The organism is Phocaeicola coprophilus DSM 18228 = JCM 13818, assembly GCF_000157915.1.
Classification (GTDB): domain Bacteria; phylum Bacteroidota; class Bacteroidia; order Bacteroidales; family Bacteroidaceae; genus Phocaeicola; species Phocaeicola coprophilus.
On the sequence record NZ_EQ973638.1, the window covers coordinates 49,938 to 71,912 of the forward strand.

The 21,975-nt window shown below is 38.0% G+C and carries 17 protein-coding genes, 1 tRNA gene and 1 pseudogene; all 19 read left to right on the top strand.

Annotated elements, in window-relative coordinates; translation table 11 throughout:
* Positions 1–102: 102 nt before the first annotated feature.
* A pseudogene (gene hydE / locus BACCOPRO_RS07440) lies at positions 103–1,136 on the top strand ([FeFe] hydrogenase H-cluster radical SAM maturase HydE).
* Between the two features lie 26 nt (positions 1,137–1,162).
* On the top strand, positions 1,163–2,587 hold the full coding sequence (gene hydG / locus BACCOPRO_RS07445; protein ID WP_008142372.1) for a [FeFe] hydrogenase H-cluster radical SAM maturase HydG: 1,425 nt from the start codon (positions 1,163–1,165) through the stop codon (positions 2,585–2,587).
* Between the two features lie 18 nt (positions 2,588–2,605).
* Positions 2,606–3,799 (top strand): [FeFe] hydrogenase H-cluster maturation GTPase HydF, encoded by a 1,194-nt coding sequence (hydF, locus tag BACCOPRO_RS07450; protein ID WP_008142373.1) that lies wholly within the window; start codon positions 2,606–2,608, stop codon positions 3,797–3,799.
* A 72-nt stretch (positions 3,800–3,871) separates the two neighbouring features.
* Positions 3,872–3,944: transfer RNA gene (locus BACCOPRO_RS07455), tRNA-Gly, on the top strand.
* A gap of 693 nt (positions 3,945–4,637) precedes the next feature.
* Positions 4,638–7,229 (top strand): SLBB domain-containing protein, encoded by a 2,592-nt coding sequence (locus BACCOPRO_RS07460; RefSeq protein ID WP_040311306.1) that lies wholly within the window; start codon positions 4,638–4,640, stop codon positions 7,227–7,229.
* 269 nt (positions 7,230–7,498) lie between these two features.
* Complete coding sequence (locus BACCOPRO_RS07465) at positions 7,499–8,611, top strand: MraY family glycosyltransferase (protein ID WP_008142379.1); 1,113 nt, start codon at positions 7,499–7,501, stop codon at positions 8,609–8,611.
* A 26-nt stretch (positions 8,612–8,637) separates the two neighbouring features.
* Complete coding sequence (locus BACCOPRO_RS07470) at positions 8,638–10,182, top strand: lipopolysaccharide biosynthesis protein (RefSeq protein ID WP_008142381.1); 1,545 nt, start codon at positions 8,638–8,640, stop codon at positions 10,180–10,182.
* Entirely contained in the window at positions 10,179–10,967 is a 789-nt protein-coding gene (locus BACCOPRO_RS07475) for a glycosyltransferase family 2 protein (protein WP_008142383.1), read from the top strand. The genes BACCOPRO_RS07470 and BACCOPRO_RS07475 overlap by 4 nt, the downstream gene beginning before the upstream one ends.
* Positions 10,964–11,971 (top strand): glycosyltransferase family 2 protein, encoded by a 1,008-nt coding sequence (locus BACCOPRO_RS07480; RefSeq protein WP_008142385.1) that lies wholly within the window; start codon positions 10,964–10,966, stop codon positions 11,969–11,971. The genes BACCOPRO_RS07475 and BACCOPRO_RS07480 overlap by 4 nt, the downstream gene beginning before the upstream one ends.
* A gap of 4 nt (positions 11,972–11,975) precedes the next feature.
* Positions 11,976–12,569 carry a hypothetical protein gene (locus BACCOPRO_RS17205; RefSeq protein ID WP_008142386.1) on the top strand — a complete coding sequence of 198 codons (594 nt, stop codon included), beginning with the start codon at positions 11,976–11,978 and terminating at the stop codon, positions 12,567–12,569.
* A gap of 134 nt (positions 12,570–12,703) precedes the next feature.
* Entirely contained in the window at positions 12,704–13,870 is a 1,167-nt protein-coding gene (locus BACCOPRO_RS17210) for a hypothetical protein (protein WP_008142387.1), read from the top strand.
* Positions 13,870–14,856, top strand: coding sequence for a glycosyltransferase family 2 protein (locus BACCOPRO_RS17215; protein ID WP_008142388.1), 987 nt, complete (start codon positions 13,870–13,872; stop codon positions 14,854–14,856). The genes BACCOPRO_RS17210 and BACCOPRO_RS17215 overlap by 1 nt, the downstream gene beginning before the upstream one ends.
* Positions 14,857–14,865: 9 nt before the next feature.
* Positions 14,866–16,011 (top strand): EpsG family protein, encoded by a 1,146-nt coding sequence (locus BACCOPRO_RS07495; protein ID WP_008142389.1) that lies wholly within the window; start codon positions 14,866–14,868, stop codon positions 16,009–16,011.
* Between the two features lie 5 nt (positions 16,012–16,016).
* Complete coding sequence (locus BACCOPRO_RS07500) at positions 16,017–17,039, top strand: glycosyltransferase family protein (protein ID WP_008142391.1); 1,023 nt, start codon at positions 16,017–16,019, stop codon at positions 17,037–17,039.
* On the top strand, positions 17,036–17,746 hold the full coding sequence (locus BACCOPRO_RS07505; RefSeq protein WP_008142393.1) for a glycosyltransferase family 32 protein: 711 nt from the start codon (positions 17,036–17,038) through the stop codon (positions 17,744–17,746). The genes BACCOPRO_RS07500 and BACCOPRO_RS07505 overlap by 4 nt, the downstream gene beginning before the upstream one ends.
* A 13-nt stretch (positions 17,747–17,759) precedes the next feature.
* Entirely contained in the window at positions 17,760–18,575 is an 816-nt protein-coding gene (locus tag BACCOPRO_RS07510; protein ID WP_008142395.1) for a glycosyltransferase, read from the top strand.
* A gap of 9 nt (positions 18,576–18,584) precedes the next feature.
* The gene (locus tag BACCOPRO_RS07515; protein ID WP_008142396.1) at positions 18,585–19,604 is read left to right on the top strand and encodes a Wzz/FepE/Etk N-terminal domain-containing protein; all 1,020 of its coding nucleotides are present in this window, start codon (positions 18,585–18,587) and stop codon (positions 19,602–19,604) included.
* Positions 19,605–19,701: 97 nt separating this feature from the next.
* Positions 19,702–20,622, top strand: coding sequence for a hypothetical protein (locus BACCOPRO_RS07520; RefSeq protein WP_008142398.1), 921 nt, complete (start codon positions 19,702–19,704; stop codon positions 20,620–20,622).
* Between the two features lie 2 nt (positions 20,623–20,624).
* On the top strand, positions 20,625–21,863 hold the full coding sequence (locus BACCOPRO_RS07525) for a protoporphyrinogen/coproporphyrinogen oxidase (RefSeq protein WP_040311324.1): 1,239 nt from the start codon (positions 20,625–20,627) through the stop codon (positions 21,861–21,863).
* The last annotated feature ends 112 nt before the right edge of the window (positions 21,864–21,975 follow it).

Sequence of the window (21,975 nt, forward strand, 5' to 3'; positions counted from 1 at the left end):
CCCGGCCGTCGTCAGCTGAATCAGGACCTGCTGAAACGTACATTGAAATACGAAAACTATCACGAAGGAAACGAGGAAGGCAACCAGTAAGCCCTTTTTCCAATGAAATCGCTGATCGAACAACTATACCGGGAGGGCACACTACCTCCCGGTGATTTATATACCCTGCTGAGCAAATGCACGGCAGACGATCTGGCCTTTATCAATGAAAAAGCCAGAGAGGTCACTTTCCGTCATTTCGGCAACCGGATCTTTATCCGCGGACTGATTGAAGTCGGCAATTGCTGCCACAACGACTGCCTCTATTGCGGCATCCGTCGCAGCAACCGGAACATTGAGCGTTACCGTCTCAGTCAGGAAACCATTCTGGCCTGTTGCCGGGAAGGATATGAACTGGGATTCCGCACTTTTGTCCTGCAAGGAGGAGAAGACACCTGGCTGACCGATGAGCGGGCCGAATCCCTTATCTCAGCCATCCGGAACAGCTGGCCCGACACAGCCATCACTCTCTCACTGGGAGAACGCCCCACCGGATCCTATGAACGCTTCTTCCGGGCCGGAGCCAACCGCTATCTCCTGCGCCATGAAACCCACAACGCCGCCCATTACGCCCGGCTGCATCCTGCGGGTATGTCGCTTGCCAACCGGCTTCGCTGCCTGAACGATCTGAAACGTATCGGTTTCCAGACGGGAACCGGAATCATGGTGGGCAGTCCCGGACAGACTCTGGAGCATCTGGTAGAAGATATCCTCTTTATCGGAGAGTTCCGTCCGCAGATGATCGGAATCGGTCCCTTCCTTCCCCATCACGACACGCCATTCGCCGCCTGTCCGCGGGAAACATGGAACAGACTCTGCTGCTGCTTTCCATCTTCCGCCTGATGCATCCCCGTGCTCTGATCCCTTCTACCACGGCACTGGCCACTCTGGCCCCCAACGGAAGAGAACGAGGCATTCTGGCAGGAGCCAACGTAGTCATGCCGAATCTGTCTCCCAGCGGCGAACGAAGCAAATATGCCCTTTATGACAACAAGGCTTCCATGGGAGCCGAAGCAGCCGAAGGACTCGCCCTGCTGGATCAGCGTCTGAAATCCATCGGCTATGTCATCGACAAGAGCCGGGGAGATTATAAATAATACAACGATTGAAAAATCAGAATATCATGGGTAACTATAAAGTAGATTCACCAAAAGCCGAAGAATTCATCTGCCACGATGAAATTCTGGATACATTAGCGTATGCACAGGCACACCGCAATGATACTGCCCTGGTCCGTTCCCTCATCGAAAAGGCACGTGCCTGCAAGGGCCTGAACCACCGGGAGGCAGCCGTACTGCTGGAATGCGAAGACCCGCAGCTCCTGGAAGAGATCTATGCGCTCGCCCGGGAAATCAAACAGCGTTTCTATGGCAACCGCATTGTCATGTTCGCTCCCCTCTACCTGTCCAACTATTGCGTAAACAGCTGTACATACTGCCCTTATCACATTAAGAACAAAACCATTGCCCGCAAGAAGCTGACTCAGGAAGAAATTCGCCGTGAAGTGATTGCCCTGCAGGACATGGGACACAAACGTCTGGCTCTGGAAGCCGGCGAAGACCCTCTGCACAACCCGATCGAGTACATTCTGGAGTCCATTCAGACCATCTACAGCATCAAGCACAAGAATGGTGCCATCCGCCGGGTAAACGTCAATATCGCAGCCACTACCGTGGAGAACTACCGCCGCCTGAAGGAAGCCGGTATCGGTACATATATTCTTTTCCAGGAAACCTATCACAAGGAAAACTACGAAAAGCTGCATCCCAGAGGCCCCAAGAGCAACTATGCCTATCATACGGAAGCCATGGACCGTGCCATGCAGGGAGGCATCGATGATGTAGGAATCGGTGTCCTGTTCGGCCTGAATACCTACCGTTACGATCTGGTAGGCCTGCTCATGCATGCCGAACACCTGGAAGCCACCTTTGGTGTAGGACCGCACACCATCAGTGTACCCCGTATCTGCTCAGCCGACGACATAGACAAGGCCGATTTTGAAAATGCCATCTCCGACGAGACCTTCCAGAAGATCGTGGCTGTTATCCGTATCAGTGTGCCCTATACCGGAATGATCATCTCCACCCGTGAATCCCAGCGTTCCCGCGAAAAGGTGCTGGCCCTGGGTATTTCACAAATCAGCGGAGGCTCACGTACCAGCGTGGGAGGCTACGCAGAAGAAGAACTGCCGGAAGAGAACTCTGCCCAGTTCGACCTGAGCGACACCCGTACTCTGGACGAAATTGTTGCCTGGCTGCTGAAACTGGGCTACATACCCAGCTTCTGTACCGCCTGCTACCGGGAAGGACGTACCGGCGACCGCTTCATGTCGCTCGTCAAGACCGGACAGATCGCCAACTGCTGCGCTCCCAATGCACTGATGACCCTGCAGGAATACCTGGAAGACTATGCCTCTCCCGAAACCCGCGCACTGGGCACCGAAATGATCCGCCGGCAGATGGAACAGATCCCCAATCCGGCCATCCGCAAACGTGCACTGGAAAACCTGGAACGTATTGCCCGGGGAGGAAGAGATTTCCGTTTTTAACCATTCATCCGTCGCCATATGAATACATTACAAGATACCCCCCGTGCCAATCGGATCCATATCGGTCTGTTCGGAAAGCGCAACAGCGGAAAGTCTTCCCTGATCAATGCCCTGACCGGACAGGAAACCGCTCTGGTCTCCGAGGTGGCCGGTACCACCACCGATCCCGTCTACAAACCCATGGAAATCCATGGACTGGGTCCCTGTGTTTTCATTGACACAGCCGGGCTGGACGATGAAGGAGACCTGGGAGCACTGCGCATCCGTCAGACTCTCAAGGCTATGGAACGGACTGATATTGCCCTGCTGGTATGCCGGGATGAACAAATCGGGCCCGAAATGGAATGGGCCGGCCAGCTGAAAGAAAAGAATATCCCGACCATCTGGGTGCTGAATCAGGCTGACAAGCTGGAAGATCCCCTGGCAACCGCCCGTGCCATCGAAAAGAAATGCGGACAGGTTCCCCTCATTGCCAGTGCCCTGAACCGGCAGGGCATGGATGACATTCTCCGCACACTGGTCCACAAACTGCCGGATGCCAGTATGGAGAAAGGCATTGTCGGCCATCTGGTCAGCGAAGGAGACACCGTGCTTCTCGTCATGCCTCAGGACATTCAGGCCCCCAAAGGCCGCCTGATCCTCCCCCAGGTACAGACCCTGCGCGAACTGCTCGACCGGAAATGTCTGGTCATGAGCTGTACGACCGACAAATTGCCCCAGATGCTTGAAGCACTGGCCCGGCCGCCCAAACTGATCATCACCGATTCTCAGGTCTTCGGAACAGTCTATACCCAAAAACCGGAAACCAGCCGGCTGACTTCCTTCTCCGTTCTCTTTGCCCAATACAAGGGAGATATTGATTACTACATCCAGGGAGCCAGAGCCCTTTCCGCCCTGACGGAAAAATCCCGCATCCTGATTGCCGAAGCCTGCACCCATGCCCCACTTTCCGAAGATATCGGGCGTGTAAAAATACCCAATATGCTGAGGAAACGCTTCGGACAGGGAATACAAATCGATATGGTTTCGGGAACCGACTTTCCGGAAGATCTGACTCCCTACGATCTGATTATCCACTGCGGAGCCTGCATGTTCAACCGCAAATATGTATTGAACCGCATCGAAGCAGCCCGGAAGCAGCAGGTGCCCATGACCAACTACGGAGTGACCATCGCCTGTTTGCAGGGGATTCTGGACAAAATCGATTATTGATGAAAAAAAGCAGGCTTTATTGTTGCTCAGTTCCACAATAAAGCCTACTTTTGTCATGCTTAAAAAATCCTTGCGGTAGTAGCTCAGTTGGTAGAGCATCGGCTTCCCAAGCCGAGGGTCACGGGTTCGAGTCCCGCTTACCGCTCATTCCCTATATATTGTCTCGGGTTGTTAGTTGCACTATCTACCTTATTAAGTGGTTTAATATTAACAAATAAAAAAAAGGAGGAGAAATAAATGGAAGCTATATTTGTTCTATCAGCTATCGGATTACCATGTGTAATTTTTCTCATTTATTGCCTTACCCCTTCAGGCAGAAAATGGCTAAAAGCAAATCACATGATCTGAAAATTTGACTGCACGATCGGGCCGCAACGTATATACAATGCGGGCAAATCGACCGCAAAAAATTACCCCATCGACTGTACGATTCAGCTCCATCGTACGCGAAGAAATTTCCCCTTCACGTACGGGCAAAAAAAAGAGGGAATCTTCCCAGACTCCCAATCTTCATTAACCTTAAATCTAATACCATGAAAAACACGATGCAAAGGTATGGTTTTTATGTTATGTAACATAATAATTACACAGAAAATCGCCTATATTTAACACTATTTCACAAAACCATATCATTTTCATCTACTTTGCTCCCCCTTCATTTCCAGCTTTGGATGTAACCTTTTCCGGCCTGTCATGCAATTCCTTTTCTTCCTTTACCGCATTTTGCTTTTTTTCGGATTTCAAACTCTGAAAATCCAACAAAAAAGCCTACCTTTGCAGGAAGTTTACCAAGTTGGAAAGACAAAAACAAAACAAACCAAACTAAAGATAACTCTTTATGAAGAAACGATTCGCAAGACTCGCATTCTGCCTTTTCCTGCTGGGAGCTCTCCCCGCAGCGGCACAGACCATGAGTGACAGCCAGGTACTGGAGTATGTCAAACAGGGAATGCAGCAGGGAAAAGACCAGAAGCAGATCGCCATGGAGTTGGCACGCCGGGGCGTTACCGAAGAACAGGCACGCCGAGTACAGGAAATGTATCAGCAACAGTCCAAAGGAACCCTGGGCACCAGCAGTTCCACTTCACAGGACCGCATGAGACAGTCTTCCTCCGGAGAAAGCGATTATTATTACCAGAACGGTTACCGCAAGAATACTAACCGTAACTCCGAACTGCAGCAGGAGCGCCGCGAACAGATGGAGCAGGAATACCGTCAGCGTAAGAAAATGGAAGAAGAACGCAAGAAGAACGAGTTCTCCCAGCGTGACCAGTCCAACAACCCCTACTCCATGGAATACAGCAAGAATACCAACCAGAACCGGGTAGTATCCCTTCTGAGCGATTCACTTTCACTGACTCCTCTTTACGACTATGATCCCGAAGACCAGGTATTCGGCCGTGACATCTTCAACACCGAAAATCTGACCTTCGAACCCAATATGAACGTGGCCACTCCTCCCGACTACCGTCTCGGTCCGGGTGATGAAGTGATCATCGACATCTGGGGAGCCAGCCAGAACACCATCCGCGAAACCATTTCTCCGGACGGCTACATCAATATCCCCGATCTGGGCCTTGTCTTGCTGAACGGCATGAGCGTGTCCGAAGCGAAGACTGTCCTGAAACAGGAACTCAGCAAAATTTATGCAGACTCCGGCAACAATATCCAGGTTTCCCTCGGCAATGCCCGCACCATCCAGATCAATGTGATGGGTGAAGTGCTGCGCCCCGGAACCTATACGCTGTCCTCTTTTGCGACGGTATTCCACGCCCTTTACAGCGCCGGCGGAGTCAGCGATATCGGTAGTTTGCGTAACATCCACGTTGCACGCAACGGAAAGAACGTCGCTACGGTTGATGTCTACGAATTCATCATGCAAGGAAAGATCCAGGACGACATCCGCCTGCAGGAAGGAGATGTCATCATCGTTCCCCCGTATGAAGCCATCGTCAAGATCACCGGCAAGGTAAAACGCCCGATGCGCTACGAAATGAAATCCGACGAATCCATCGCAACCCTGCTTAAATACGCCGGAAACTTTGCCGCAGACGGCTACAAGAACAGCCTGCGCGTCATCCGTCAGGCAGGCCGCGAATACTCTGTAGCTACGGTAGATGCCAAAGACTTCACCCGTTTCCAGATGTACGACGGCGATGAAGTGACAGCCGATCCCATCCTGGAACGTTTCACCAACCGTCTGGAAGTGAAAGGAGCCGTCTATCGCCCGGGTATTTATGAACTGAGCGGTTCACTGAACACCGTCAAGCAGCTGGTTGAAAAAGCCGACGGTCTGCTGGGCGACGCCTTTACCAACCGCGCCGTTCTCTACCGCCAGCGCGAGAACCTCACCAGCGAAGTGCTTTCCGTGGATATCAAGGGCATTCTGGCAGGCAGCAGCCCCGACATTGCCCTGCGCAACAACGATGTACTCTATATCCCCAGTATCCACGACCTGAAAGACCTGGGAAGCATCCGCATTTATGGAGAAGTCACCCTGCCGGGAGAATACCCCTATGCGGACAATATGACGCTTGAAGACATCGTCATCACTGCAGGCGGTCTGAAGGAATCAGCCTCCCTTGTACGCGTAGACGTATCCCGCCGTATCCGCGACCCGAAGAGCACCACCGAGGCCCAGACTATCGGAGAAACCTTCTCGTTTGCCTTGAAAGACGGCTTTGTGGTTGACGGTGAGGCCGGATTTGTTCTCCAGCCATACGACCAGGTATTCGTACGCCGCAGTCCGGGTTACAGCGAACAGGCCAATGTAACCGTCAAGGGCGAAGTCCTCTACTCCGGCCAGTACACCCTGACCAGCAAGAATGAACGCCTGACCGACGTAATCAAGAAAGCCGGTGGTGTAACCCAGTTCGGTTACGTCCGCGGTGCGAAGCTGACCCGTATCGCCAACGAGGAAGAAAAGAAACGCATGGAAGATGTCCTGAAGATGATGCAGAAGGAACTGGGAACCGGCATGACCGATTCACTCAAGCTGGAACTCGACAGTATCTTCACCGTCGGAATCGACCTGGAAGCAGCTCTGGCCAAACCCGGAAGCAATGCCGATATTGTCCTGAGAGAAGGCGACATCATTACCGTACCGGAGTTCAACAACACCGTGAAGATCAACGGAGCCGTCATGATGCCGAACACTGTATCCTATATTGACGGCAAGAACGTAAAATACTACCTCAGCCAGGCCGGAGGCTACTCCAGCAATGCCAAGAAGAGCAAGAAGTTCATCATCTACATGAACGGCCAGGTGGCTGAAGTGAAAGGCAGCGGCAAGAAGCAGATCGAGCCCGGCTGCGAGATTGTAGTTCCGAATAAGCAGCGCAAGAACAGTCTGGGCAATGTTCTGGGCTATGCCACTTCCTTTGCCTCCTTAGCGACAATGGTTGCATCAATAGCCAATATTGTCAAGTAAGCGGATTTTCCGGAAATGATACTCTCCCCGGGGTGATAATGAACAGGTTATCTCCCCGGGGATTTTTTTTGTTACTTTTCCGTGCAGTATTTTCCCTTCCTCTGCATTGAGAAGAAAATCCCTCGCAGAGGCGTATTTTGGCCACATTCCGCTTTGTTGTCTCGAAAATAAAGCCTACATTTGCAAGTAAATACTATTCAAATTCGCGATTACCTTTCTTTTCTGAATGGGACAGGTAACCGCGAAGCGTACCCAAAACTATACTTCACATGGCGAACATGTATTTAATAATTGCAGCCTTCATTACTGCAATCGTTCTCGGACGGATCATTATTCCAAACATTCTGATTATCTCTCTGCGCAAACGGCTCTTCGATGCGCCCGATGCCCGGAAGATCCACAAACGGCCCATCCCAAGACTGGGAGGAGTCACGTTCTTTCCCGTCATCCTCTGCACCACCTGCTTTTTCACTGCCCTGCGTATCTTGCTAGGATATCTTCCCGATCCGCAGTTTACCGTGACCATGGTGACCGAACTGCTCTTCCTTATTGCCGGGCTCACCCTGCTGTATGTCGTCGGCATTGCTGATGATCTTATGGGAGTGAGATACCGCAAAAAATTCTTTGTGCAGATCATCTCTGCCGCATTCTTTCCGCTAGCAGGACTCTATATCAACAATTTCTACGGACTTTTCGGGATTTACGAGATTCCCACCTTTGTAGGAATCCCCCTGACCATGCTGCTGGCGGTATTCATTACCAATGCTATCAACCTGATTGACGGCATCGACGGACTTGCCTCCAGCCTGAGTATGGTTGCCCTTACCATTCTGGGAGTCATCTTCATTCACAACCAGCAATGGATCTATGCCCTGCTGGCCTTTGTCTGTGTAGGCATTCTGATCCCCTTCTTTTCCTACAATGTATTCGGCAATGCCGACCGCGGACGCAAGATCTTTATGGGCGACACCGGAAGTCTGACACTGGGATACATTCTCAGCTTCTTCGTCATCAAATATAGCATGTATACCGGAAGCATTCCCACTGAAGAAATTTTGGGTTCTCCCCTGCTCGTTTCCTTTAGTGTCCTGCTCGTTCCTTCTCTAGATGTGGTGCGTGTCGTACTTCGCCGGGCACGTAATGGGAAGGCTCTTTTCCTGCCCGACAAGACTCATATCCATCATAAATTCCTGGATATGGGATTTTCCCCACGCCAGGCATTAATCACTATTCAACTCATGTCTGCCAGTCTTTGTGCATTTACTTTGGTTACTGTTCATTCCGGATGGAATAATACATTGGTGTTTGTAATTGATGTTGTTGTATGGACGGGGCTAAATTTGTGGTTTGATGTAGTGATAAAAAATAGAATGAATAAATAACGATAGGAACTAGATTTTTATCAAACATGACAGAATCGCGTGTAAAAAAAAGTATATTAAATGCTAGAGTTAATCTTATATTCTATTTCCTATCATTAGGACTATCTTTTTTCTCTAGAAAAATATTTTTAGAAAATCTTGGAGCTGATTTCATTGGACTTTCTGGTACTTTAGTAAATATTTTAGGTTTTCTTAGTTTAGCTGAAATGGGAATAGGTACAGCAGTTGCTTATAATTTATTCAAGCCTCTCCAAGAAAAAGACACAGAAAAAATAAATGACATTATATCTGTTTTGGGATTCCTCTATAAAAAAATTGGAATATTTATATTTATAGCAGCCCTTATCATAAGTGGATTTCTCCCTTTTATCTTTAAAGAAACAATAATTCCAATAGGAATTATCTATTTTGCCTTTTTCTCTATTTTATTCTCTTCTTTATGTAGTTATTTCATTAACTATAAACAAATTCTATTAACTGCTGATCAAAAAAACTATTTAGTTACGAAATATCTACAAAGTGCGCTTCTTTTAAAAACTATCATCCAGATTATTATAGCATATACTCTCCAAAATTATTATTTATGGATTGCGTTAGAGATAATAGCTGCAACTCTTTCATGTGTATTATTAAATTGGAAAATAAACAAGGAATATACTTGGTTAAAGGTTTCCATTTCTAGAGGAAAAGAAGCCTATCCCAAGAATATGCAAATTATAACTCATACAAAACAAATATTCATTCACAAATTTAAAGATTTTCTATTATCTCAAAGTGATCAGATTTTAATTTTTGCTTTTGTCTCATTAAAGATGGTTGCATATTATGGAAATTATACCTTAATTACAGCAAAAATTTCTCAGATTTTTCTGACTGCTATAGATGGTTTTTCTGCAAGTATAGGAAATCTTGTAGCAGAAGGAGATAAAAACAAAATAATGAAAATTTTCTGGGAAGTATATTGCATAAACTCTTTCATTGCAAGCTTTTTAGTATTTGCTTTATACCACCTTCTAGAGCCTTTTATTTTTCTATGGCTAGGAGAAGAGTATATCTTAGAACATACGATATTAATACTTCTCCTTATTAATATTTTCATTATGGAAACAAGAAAAACAGTTGACATGTTTAATGGTGCATATGGTCTTTTTGCGGACACATGGGCCGCATGGACAGAAGGTAGTATTAATATCATTGTAACTATAATTGCAGCATTACATTGGGGAATTATTGGCATCTTATTAGGGAAAATAGTTAGTCTATTTTTTATTATCGTACTTTGGAAACCAATCTATCTTTTCAAAGTCGGATTACATGAAAAAATATCTATTTATTGGAAAGGCGTCTTAAAATATCTAATAGTCTTCATTGTATCATTTTTAATTATTCATATATTTACAACAATACTACCAATTAATCCAAAATCTAGCTTTATTGATTGGATTTTATATGCTACAATCACAATACCATTATTTAGCATCATATATATATATGGTCTATATTTACTATGCCCTGGAGTAAAAAGTCTACTTCAACGGATTCCCTTTATTAATAAATATATAAAGCCATGAAACAACAGTTGATATCAGTTATTACTATTAATTATAATAATAAAAATGGGCTAGAAGAAACCATTAAAAGCGTTATCTCTCAAACTTATTCAAAATTAGAATACATAATTATAGATGGTGGCTCCTCTGATGAAAGTGTTGATATCATAAAAAAATATGCAAACAAAATAAACTATTGGGTTAGTGAACCAGATAAAGGGATTTACAACGCAATGAATAAAGGGGTTATACAGGCTCATGGAGAATATTGTATTTTTATGAACTCAGGTGATTGTTTCCATGACCAAAATGTCCTTTGTAACGTCTTCTCAGGAATTCAAAATGCAGACATTATAACAGGAATTACCCAACTCAAAACAAAGCCGATACAATTTTGGTATCCGCCTAAAGAAATTTCATTTAAATGGTTTCATATAGCAAGTTTAAGTCATCAGGCCTCATTTATTAAAACAAATCTTTTAATTGAGAACCCCTATAATGAAAATTTTAAAATAGTCTCAGATTGGGCTTTTTTCATGCAAACTTTAATTATAAATGGCTGTACATATAAACCTATACAAACAATTATATGTATCTTTGATATGGGAGGTATTAGTAATACTAAATCTTTTGAAAAAGAACGACAATTAGCCTTTCAACAAATGTTTCCTACACGTATTTTAATAGACTACCAAAAATTTATTCCAGCAAACGATTTAGTAGAAAGATATAACAAGACCTCTTTATTAGGACAAAAAATCATATTATTCATAACAAAGTTAATTTCTAAATTTTGGAGGAGATGAAGATTTCTGTAATTATACCTGTATATAACGTAGAAAAATATATATATCGTTGTATCGAATCTATCATTAATCAAACTATGACAGAAGATATAGAATGTATAATTGTAAATGACGCAACTCCAGATAAAAGCATAAACATTATAAAAGAAATTTTATCGCATTATAATGGGAACATATCATTTAAAATCATAAATCATGAAAAAAACGAAGGACTTGCTGCAGCTAGAGAAACCGGTATGAAATATGCCCAAGGTGATTATATTATACATTTAGATAGTGACGATTACTGTGAAATTAATATGTTAGAAGAAATGTATAATACAGCTATAACAAATGATGCAGATATCGTTATTGCAGATTATTGGCTTCAATATAAAGACCATGCAAACTATATTTCTCAAACAATACCGTCAACTCACGAAGAAATATTTAAAGCTAATTTAGAAGACAAAATCAAAGGTTATAATTGGAATAAATTAATAAAAAAGCAACTTTATACACAGAATAATATAAAATATATCAAAGGAATTAATTATGGAGAAGACTTTCTAATTGCACTTCAATTATTTTATTATGCAAAACGCGTTTTTCACATTCCCAATGCTTTTCTACATTACGTACAATATAATTGTAACTCCTATTCACAATCTCTATCAAGACAATCTCTTGAAAATATAATCTTTTGCGAAACATATCTCATTAATTTTCTAGAAAAGAATAAAATCTTAGAGAAATATAAGCAACAAGTTGATTTTATACGATTAAGGAATCTCTGTCAACTTATATTCAGAAGCAAAGGAAATTTACAAAAAGAATGGACCAATCCATATAAGAATTTAAATATATCCATACTAAAGAAAAACAAAGAATTAGTACAAAGCTTATATTGGCGTATTGCTTTAAGTTGCTTCTTATATGGCTCTCTTCCTCTATATAATTTTATGCGATATATATGGCGGTATCTACGAAAAAAGCAATCAAAAACAATCACACTTTATCAATAATTTCATGCACTTTTCTTTTGACATATTTGACACTTGTTTAATTAGGTCATGTGGATTTGCTCATAATGTATTTGACTTATTGGCTATCAAAATCTTGGGAGAAAACAGTTCTGAAAGTGTCAGAGCTGATTTTGTAAATATTCGAATATCTGGAGAAAAAATTGCAAGAACTAAGAAAGCCACAGAAGTAACTCTTAATGACATATATAATGCTTGTGATTTTTCTGGTCTAACAAGCACTACCAATCAAGATATAGCTCGGGCAGAAATCCTCATAGAAGAAAAAGTCCTAGTAGGTGTAAAATCAATAAAAAAACAAATTGACAAGCTACACGAAAGTGGTCATAAAATATACTATATATCCGACATGTATCTTCCAGAAACATTTCTTAAGGAGGTGTTGATAGAACAAGGTTTTTGGAAAAATGGAGACCAACTATACGTTTCATGCGTTTCTGGAAAAACAAAATCAACGGGAGAATTATTTGATTTTGTTGCACAAGAAAATAATATAAATTTTAAACAATGGCATCACTGGGGGGATAATAAACAAAGTGATTACATAATACCCAAAAAAAAGGCATCCAAGCACATTTAATCAAACACGAATTTTCTAAATACGAACAGATTATTTTAAAACAAAGTTTCTTCCCCAGCATTTACATAAATCAGCAATTAGCAGGTATTCAAAAAGCAATACGCTTATCTTTTGATCCTTCTCCACAACTAAATTTGGGAGCTAACATTACTATACCTTTACTTGTATCCTTTGTATATCAGATATTAGAAGATGCCAAACAATCAAATATCAATCACCTCTTCTTCTTAGCTAGAGACGGATTTTTACCTTATTTCATTGCAAAACAAATCCAACCTCACTATCCCAATATTGACTTACAATATATTTATACTTCTAGAAGTGCTCTCTATTTCCCAGGAGCAAAATCTACAGAATGCAATGATATTAAAATAATATTAGGAAACTTAACGGGGAAAAAACTAAAAGAAGTATTTGTTGACCGCACTAATATTGATATCTCACCATACATATCAGATGAACTCAGTTGTAAAACAATCAATTCAGAAGAAGAAGGGAAAGAATTCCTAATTGAGCTTTACAAAAACAAAGCGTTCAAGCATAAAATAGCTTCTGAATACATAGCTCAAAAAGAACTTGTTATAAAATATTTTATGCAAACTGGACTCGCTTCAAATATAAATGATTGTGCAATATGTGATATTAGAGGATCAAGGAAATGCCATAAGATCATTAACCAGCTATTGTCCCACGCCGGTTTTTCTCAAGTTAAAGGGTATTATTTAGAAGTGACATCTGATAGAGTTTCAATACAAGAAGGGGGTAATTATTACTCTACATTCTATAGTGAACGCTACAAGAATACCTATAACTCTTTAAGATATTTAGATAGTTTATATGCTGTAATTGAACAATACTTTTGTGCAACTGGAAGCCCAAGAACTATCAAATATACCGAAAATAAAAATGGAATGATCATACCAGTTCATGAAGAAAAATCTGAATATAATTATGGAAAAGAACTATGTAATTTACATCAAGAAATTGCAAAAAATTATATCAAGCACTATATAAATAACAAACTTTTCTTATACAATAAAGAATTACAAATTTACATCTATAATAATTTATGTAGATTTGCACAGTACCCTTATAGGGTAGATCTACAACCTTTAACAAGGGTACGAGTTAATGATGACAAATTTCATTATTCAGCTCTTGTACATAAATACTCTTTAATTAGTATCCTAAAAAGAGAGATGAATATAAATGAATGGACAAGAGGATCCTTAGTTTATACAATTTACTTTTACTTAGGAGAGAAATTAGGAAAAATATTACTGGCTTATATAAAGAAATAATGAAAGTATCTATTATAATTCCTATATATAATGTGGCTCCATATATTGAAGCATGCCTTCAATCTGTTTTCAATCAAACATACAAGGATATTGAAATAATCATAATTGATGACTGTGGAACTGATAACAGTATGGAGATTGTTGAAAAAATTGTATCTGCTTATAACGGAGAGTTTTGCATAAAAATATTACATCATAACCAGAATAAAGGACTTTCAGCTGCTCGAAATACTGGTATAAAAAGGGCTACAGGTGAGTATATTTTTTTTCTAGATAGTGATGACACTCTCCCAAATAACTCAATTTACGAGTTAATACAACAAGCCATTAAGTATCCAAACGTTTCTTTTGTTATAGGTGGAATAAAAACTACGGGCTATCGAGTATATGAATACCCCTTACTATCCAAAGAATACCTAAACAAACAAGAAACAATCATTTCTGATTACCTTCTTCATAAATGGAATGAAATGGCATGCAATAAATTAATATCACACAAATTTATTATTGAGCATAAGCTATTCTTTCTAGAAAACTCATTTCATGAAGACTTGGACTTTACTTTTCGATTAGCTCTACTATCCAAAAGCATGGCCTGTTGTTATACAAATACATACAATTATCTAACAAGAAAAGGATCTATAACAACAAATAAAATATTAAAAAATTATTTAGATGAATATAATATCATAACCAATAATATTAGTCTAATAACAAATTTATCAACAACTCAGCTCAGTTCAGAAACTATTACTAACTATATTATCAATACGTGTTATAGCTATATTATACACTTATTGAAAAATAAAAATAGTAATATAAAAATCAAAGAAAAAAAAACATTAACTCAAAAAGTCGCAATTCTTAGTCAAAAATCTCCTCAAAAGCCTAAAGGAATATTTATAATAAAAAAAATATATATACAACTTCCTTTTTCATTAAAATTATTTATCACTTTCATATATACTAATATCAGAAAGTTTTAAACAGCTCCTGTGGAAATTATAAAAATTTTATGTACTGAAGGATATATCTATTTAATCCTTTTCTTTTACCTGTGGTGTAATGTTATATTAGAGTCATCCATTCAAACTTCTCAATATAAGAACTACTTTTTCATAATATCCTCAACTATATTAGCATTATTCATTGGGGTTAGATGGGAAACAGGTACAGATTGGACTCCATATAAAGACTTGTTTGATACATTACAATTAGATTGGAGTTTTCTCTTTAATATTTATCACTTTGATATAGGATATGTTTTATTCAATGCCTTCATTAAATTATTTACAGAAAACTATACCATTTTCTTAATTTGTAATAGTAGTATTACAATTTTTTTATTATCTAAGTTAATTATAAAAATATCTCCATATCCCAATTTATCCCTATTATTCTTCTACACAAACTTCATGATTGCACAATTCATGGGTAGCAATAGAAGAATGATGGCTATGGTTTTCATTTTATGGTTCTTCTATTATATATATATACAAAGAAAAAAACTATCATATTTAAATTTAGGAATTTCATTTCTTTTTCATCGCTCTGCGATAGCCACTATTTTCAGCTATTATATACCCAAAAAGGCTTTTTCATTACAACAAACAATTATTATACTTCTTATTTCCTTTATTATAGGTATATTACAGATTCCAGCACGCTTCATTGAAGTCGCAGGAAATTTCCTTGCGCTTTTCATCAACAATCCTATTGTTGAAAAAATGGTGTTTTATTCAGAAAACAATGAAGACCATTTAGTTTATGGGACAGGAAGTCTTATTATTTCTACAATTCTAGCTGTTGCCAAAAGAAGTATATTGCTAACTTTCTATATATATATTATTAAAAAAAATCATATAGACCAATTAACCCAGTTTCTCTACAACATATACATTATTGGATTTGCAGGATATCTTTTTTTTATAGGATCATTTTTTCAAATGTTAACAGCGTATTTGGCCTTTATAGAAATACTATTAATAGGAAAAATGTATTCTTATACCAATGGTAAAGTAAAACTTATATTTTGCATACTCATTAGCATTTACGGAATATTGCAAATGAGTAATGCCTTAAATGTATATCCCGAATTATATATTCCATATATTCCATTTTGGAGTAATTTACAAAGATAAAGACAATGAAAACAACTTTTTTAATGATTACAGGTTCCTACCCTCCTGATATATGCGGGGTTGGTGATTATACTAAATGTTTTATGGACAATGCAAATGATTCATGGGAATTATATTATTCTAATTCATGGAACATATCAACTTTAGTTCGTAAAATTAAAGAAATTAATAAATATAAGTGTAATAATATTATTATGCAATATCCTACTCAAGGATATAAATGGAGTTTGCTTCCTCAATTATTGTGCTTTTATTACTCTTTTTTTACAAAGAAAAAATTTACAGTAGTTCTTCATGAACTGTCACAACGCTCTACAAAAGCAAAATTGGCAACAATCTTTTTCTTTACTGCAAATAGAATTATCTTTACTAATGAGTATGAAAGGAAATATGCTATAAAGAGATTTAAAATCAATCCCAATAAAACAGACGTAATTAAAATAATCTCAAACATAGAGCCTGCTTCTAATATTAAGTCATGGAACGATAGAGATATTGACTTAGCCTATTTTGGTCATTTACGACCATTTAAAGGTTTAGAGGACTTTCTTAATATCGCATCACAATTATATAAATCCCAAAAAATACATATATCAATTATAGGTCAAGTTTTACCAGAATTCAAATCATATTTTGAAGATCTTTTGCAACAATACAATATTCCTATAACTTTAAATTTAAATTTAGATTCAGCTAAAGTATCAGAAAAATTAAATAACACAAAAGTTACATTTCTTCCTTTTCCCGACGGACTATCAGAGAGAAGAGGGTCCTTTCTTGCTGCAATATCAAATGGCTCGTTAGTTGTTTCTTATAGAGGGATTTTTACAACTCAAGAATTATTAGAAATATTTATTCCTACAGAACAAGAAACAGCAAGTAAAGATATCTTTAAAATATTAGAAGAATCTGATTGTAACTTATTCAAATCTATCCAAAATAATAGTTTAAACTATTTAAAGAACTCAATACCCCATTCTTGGAAAGAAATAGTTTTTCTATATGAAAAAAGTATAAATAAAATATGATACCTAAAATTATTCACTATTGTTGGTTAAGCAACGACCCGTTTCCACCATTGGTAAATCAATGTATAGAATCATGGAAAAAAGCACTACCAGATTATGAATTTATCTTGTGGGATACTAATAAAATTGACATCAATTCAAAACTATGGTTAAAGCAAAGTTTTGAAAACAAAAAATATGCATTTGCAGCTGACTACATAAGATGTTATGCTTTATACCACTATGGTGGAATATATTTAGACGCTGATGTCGAAGTTATAAAAAGTTTTACTCCACTTTTAAGCGAACCGATTTTGATAGGTGAAGAAGCAAGCGGTGATATCGAAGCAGCCATTTTAGGAGCAGAAAAAGGAGCTACTTGGTTAAAAGCATGCTTAGAATATTATGAGAATAGACCTTTTATTAAGTCAAATGGAACCTTTGACACAAAGCCAATACCTTTATTGTTAAATCAAATTAAACAAAAATACTTCCCCAACTATCCTATTAAGCCATTTTATTATTTCTCCCCTAAGGACTACAATATAGGTAAAATATGCATAACTAAAGAAACATTTTGTATTCATCATTTTGATGGAAAATGGCTAAAGAAAGGAGTAAAATATAAACTTAAGATTATGCTCCATAGAATATTATATATCTTCGGGGGACGCAAAAATCACAATAAAATAGTTAGAGTTATCCGAAGAATTAAAGGATTACAATAACCCTATTCTGAATATGGAATCATTAAAATTCTCAGTTCTATTATCTATCTATTACAAAGAAAATGTCATAGCATTTAAAGAATGTATAGATAGTATTTTTCACCAAAATCTATTGCCGAATGAGGTTGTATTAGTTAAAGATGGTCCTTTAACGGAGGAATTGAATCTAGTCATCAAAGATTACATATCCCAATACCCTATCATTAAAATAGTTAACTTAGAAAAAAATCAAGGATTAGGCAAAGCACTTAATAAGGGACTACAATCTTGTACCAATAACTTAATTGCAAGAATGGACACCGATGATATAGCTAAGCCAAATCGTTTTGAGAGACAGATTCAAATATTCAAAGAACATCCAGAAATAGATGTTTGTAGCTCATGGATAGAAGAATTTGAAGAGAATACGACTAACATCTTATCCACAAAAAAATTACCTGAAACCCATTCAGAAATAGTATACTATGCCAAACACAGATGTCCTATAAACCATCCTGTTGTTATGTACAAAAAAGAGGCAGTCTTAAATGTTGGAGGTTATGAAGGATTTCCTGAGGATTACCGATTATGGATAAAAATGCTTATGAATGGATCCAAATTCTATAATATACAAGAAAGCCTACTCTATTTCAGATTCTCTAAAGATATGATAAAACGTAGAGGAGGATGGAAATATGCAATTAATGATATAAAATCTCAACTTAGCTTCTATAGAATGGGGTTTCTATCATTGCCAATACTCCTATACAACATAGGAATTAGAATTATAGTAAGATTAGTACCTAACTCTTTACGAACATTTATATATAAAAAGTGTCTCCGAAAATAAATTACAATTATGAATGATAAGAATAATATAAAAGAAATAGATCTAACTGAGTTAATTCAAAAATTACAAAACAACCGAAAATATATTTTAAAAGCTGTTGGAGTAGGATTCATTATAGGAATTATTATTGCTATTAGTCTACCGAAAACATATAAAGTAGATATTACTCTTTCACCTGAATCCGGCCAAAATGGTAGTAGTAGTAACTTAGCAGGAATGGCTTCAATGCTCGGCATTGGAGGTATTGGAGGAACTAGCCAAGACGCAGTGAATTCCACTATGTTTCCAGATCTGATTAAATCAACTCCTTTTATTCTAGAGATGTATAATGTACAAGTAACTCCTCTAAAATCAAAAAGAGCAATACTTCTCTCAGAATATATTGAAACTCAAAAAAAACCATGGTGGAGTTATGTATTAGGTTTACCAGGAAAAACTATCGGTGGAATCATTTCTCTATTTTCTTCCGAGAAGAAAATAGATGAAAACAAAGATATTGATCCATTTAGATTAACAGGGGAACAAAATAGTAAAATTAACGCTATAAAAGAAGCTTTATCTGCAAGCGAAGATAAAAAAAGTGGTATGACAATCGTTTCCGCCACCTTTCAGGATCCTGAGGTAGCCGCCACAGTAGCAGACAGTGCAGTTGCTAAATTACAAAAATACATCATTGATTACCGTACACGTAAAGCACAAGAAGACTGCAACTATTTGGAAAAACTCTGCAAAGAACGCAAAGAAGAATATTACAAAGCACAGAAAGCATACGCAAACTTTATGGATGCAAATCGCAATGTTGTATTGCAACGCACGCAAGCAGAAGGAACTCGCCTACAAAATGACATGAGCATAGCCTTCCAAATCTACAGCCAGGTAGAAACTCAATTACAAGTAGCACGCGCAAAAGTACAGGAAGCTAAACCCGTATTTGCCATCGTGGAACCTGCAACTGTTCCCTTAGGACCATCTAGTCCAAACAAAAAAATTAATCATCTTAGGACTAATGCTTTTAGGATTTATAAGTAGTTCTGTATGGACTTTATTTGGAAAAGAATTATATTATATTTTATACAAAAAAGAGAAAAAATAGCTCTTATACCCTCAAAATAAATTAAGAATCTATATGAAAGTTGCACTTATAATTGTATATAATCATCGTTTTGACAAGAATATCGAGAGAATAGAAACTTTATTAAAAAATAAGTTCTCAAATATTTATCATATCATTCCTTTTTATGACGGGAATAAAAAAAATGTAATAACTGTATATGAGAGTTCTTGGTTTTTTTCTGGATATATAGCACAAGCTTATGAAAAAATAAAGAATGAAAACTTTACTCATTTTATCTTTACTGCAGATGACATGATAATAAACCCCAACATAAATGAAAATAATTTTTTAGAGCAGATAGGATTAAAAAATAATGAATCATTTATTCCTGGGTTTATTGAGTTTGGGAATAACAATAAAGAAACCTGGAGACGTATAGGAGAAGCAATGGGATATAATCCATACATTAAATATAATGGAGCTGAGATTAAATCAATATTGCCGAATTATATTGAAGCTCAAAATTTATTTATTAAACATAATTTAAAAAACTCTTTCGAAATACCATACAAAAAGGCTCTCAAAAATTTTACTAAAGACCTTTTTAAAGAAAGCTACTATTACACATCAAAATCTATATTAGCCAAACTAATAAAACATCCTTTCTCAAAATACAAACTAGAATATCCTTTAGTAGGTAGTTATTCAGACTTCTTCATAACAACTGCTGACATAATGCCTAAATTTTGTCAATATTGCGGTGCTTTCGCCGCAACCAATCTATTTGTTGAAATTGCTATACCAACAGCTCTTGTCCTAGCAGCACCTAAAATAAAAACAGAAAAAGATACAATCTTAAAAGGCACTCCGTTTTGGGGTGATGAGATTGAAAAAGAATGTCAAAAGTACAATTACGAATTAACAGAATTACTTAGTAAGTTCCCTTCAGGACAACTTTATCATCACCCTGTGAAACTATCTAAATGGAAATAAATATGAAACAAGTCGCAATTATCGGTGCAGGCGTATCTGGATTAACTGTAGCACACATGCTTGCAAAAAAAGGATATTCAACAACAATTTTTGAAAAAGAATCACAACCAGGTGGTCTAATTCGTTGCAAAAGAATTAACGGATCATTATTTCATATCTGTGGCGGTCACATTTTCAACTCAAAAAGGCAAGATGTTTTAGAATGGTTCTGGAGTATCTTTAATAGAGATGTAGAATTCTCGAAAGCCAATCGAAATTCTATCGTCTTTATGGAAAATGGCTTAAAAATTCCTTACCCTATTGAAAATCATATGTACTTTTTTGATGAGAAGATTCAAAAGGAATTTATAGATGATTTAATTAAAATCTCACAAAAGACTAATAACTCTCCACAAAATTTTGGGGACTTTTTAAAGCAAAGGTTTGGAGAAACCCTATATAGATTATACTTTAAACCTTATAATGAAAAAATCTGGAGAAAAGATCTTAACAGCGTACCTCTTTCCTGGCTTGAAGGAAAGCTCCCTATGCCGACTGTTACCGAAATGATTTACAATAATATTAACCACGTAGAAGAAAAGGCCTTCGTACATTCAACATTTTGGTATGAGAAAAAAAACGGATCACAATTTTTGGCAGATAAATTAGCTGAAGGATTAAATATCAAGTACAATACTCCTATTAATTCTATCGAATACATTGATAATAAATGGAATATAAATAAAATGATATTTGATTATGTCATTTTCTGTGGCAACATCAAAGATCTCCCTACATTTGTAACAGGTTTGAATCTCCAGAAGTACAAAGAAGATATTGAAAAGTTGGAATACCATGGTACAACTTCAGTTTTTTGCAAAATAGACAGCAATCCATATAGCTGGATATATCAACCCAGTAAACAACATGAATCACATCGTATCATCTGTACCGGGAATTTTGCGGAAAGTAATAATGCTGAAGGAATAATGACTGCAACTATCGAATTTACAGATTATATCAATGAAGAAGATATAAAAGAAAATCTCAAAAAAATGCCATTAAATCCCCAATATATTACCCATTGCTATAATAAATATACCTATCCTATTCAAAATAAGGATACAAGAAAAATAATTCAAGATTTAAAAAGTTATATGAAACAATTTAACTTCTTTTTTACTGGCCGTTTTGCTAACTGGGAATATTACAATATGGACATAGCTATGGGGGCCGCAATGGATCTCTGCAAAACATTATAAATTATCATCAAAAACAGACGATCAATATATATATTGATCAGGCCTTCTTCTCCGAAACTTTTTTGGGAAGAGGGCCTGAACTGTATTTGTTCGTAAGCTTCCGGTAAAGTGG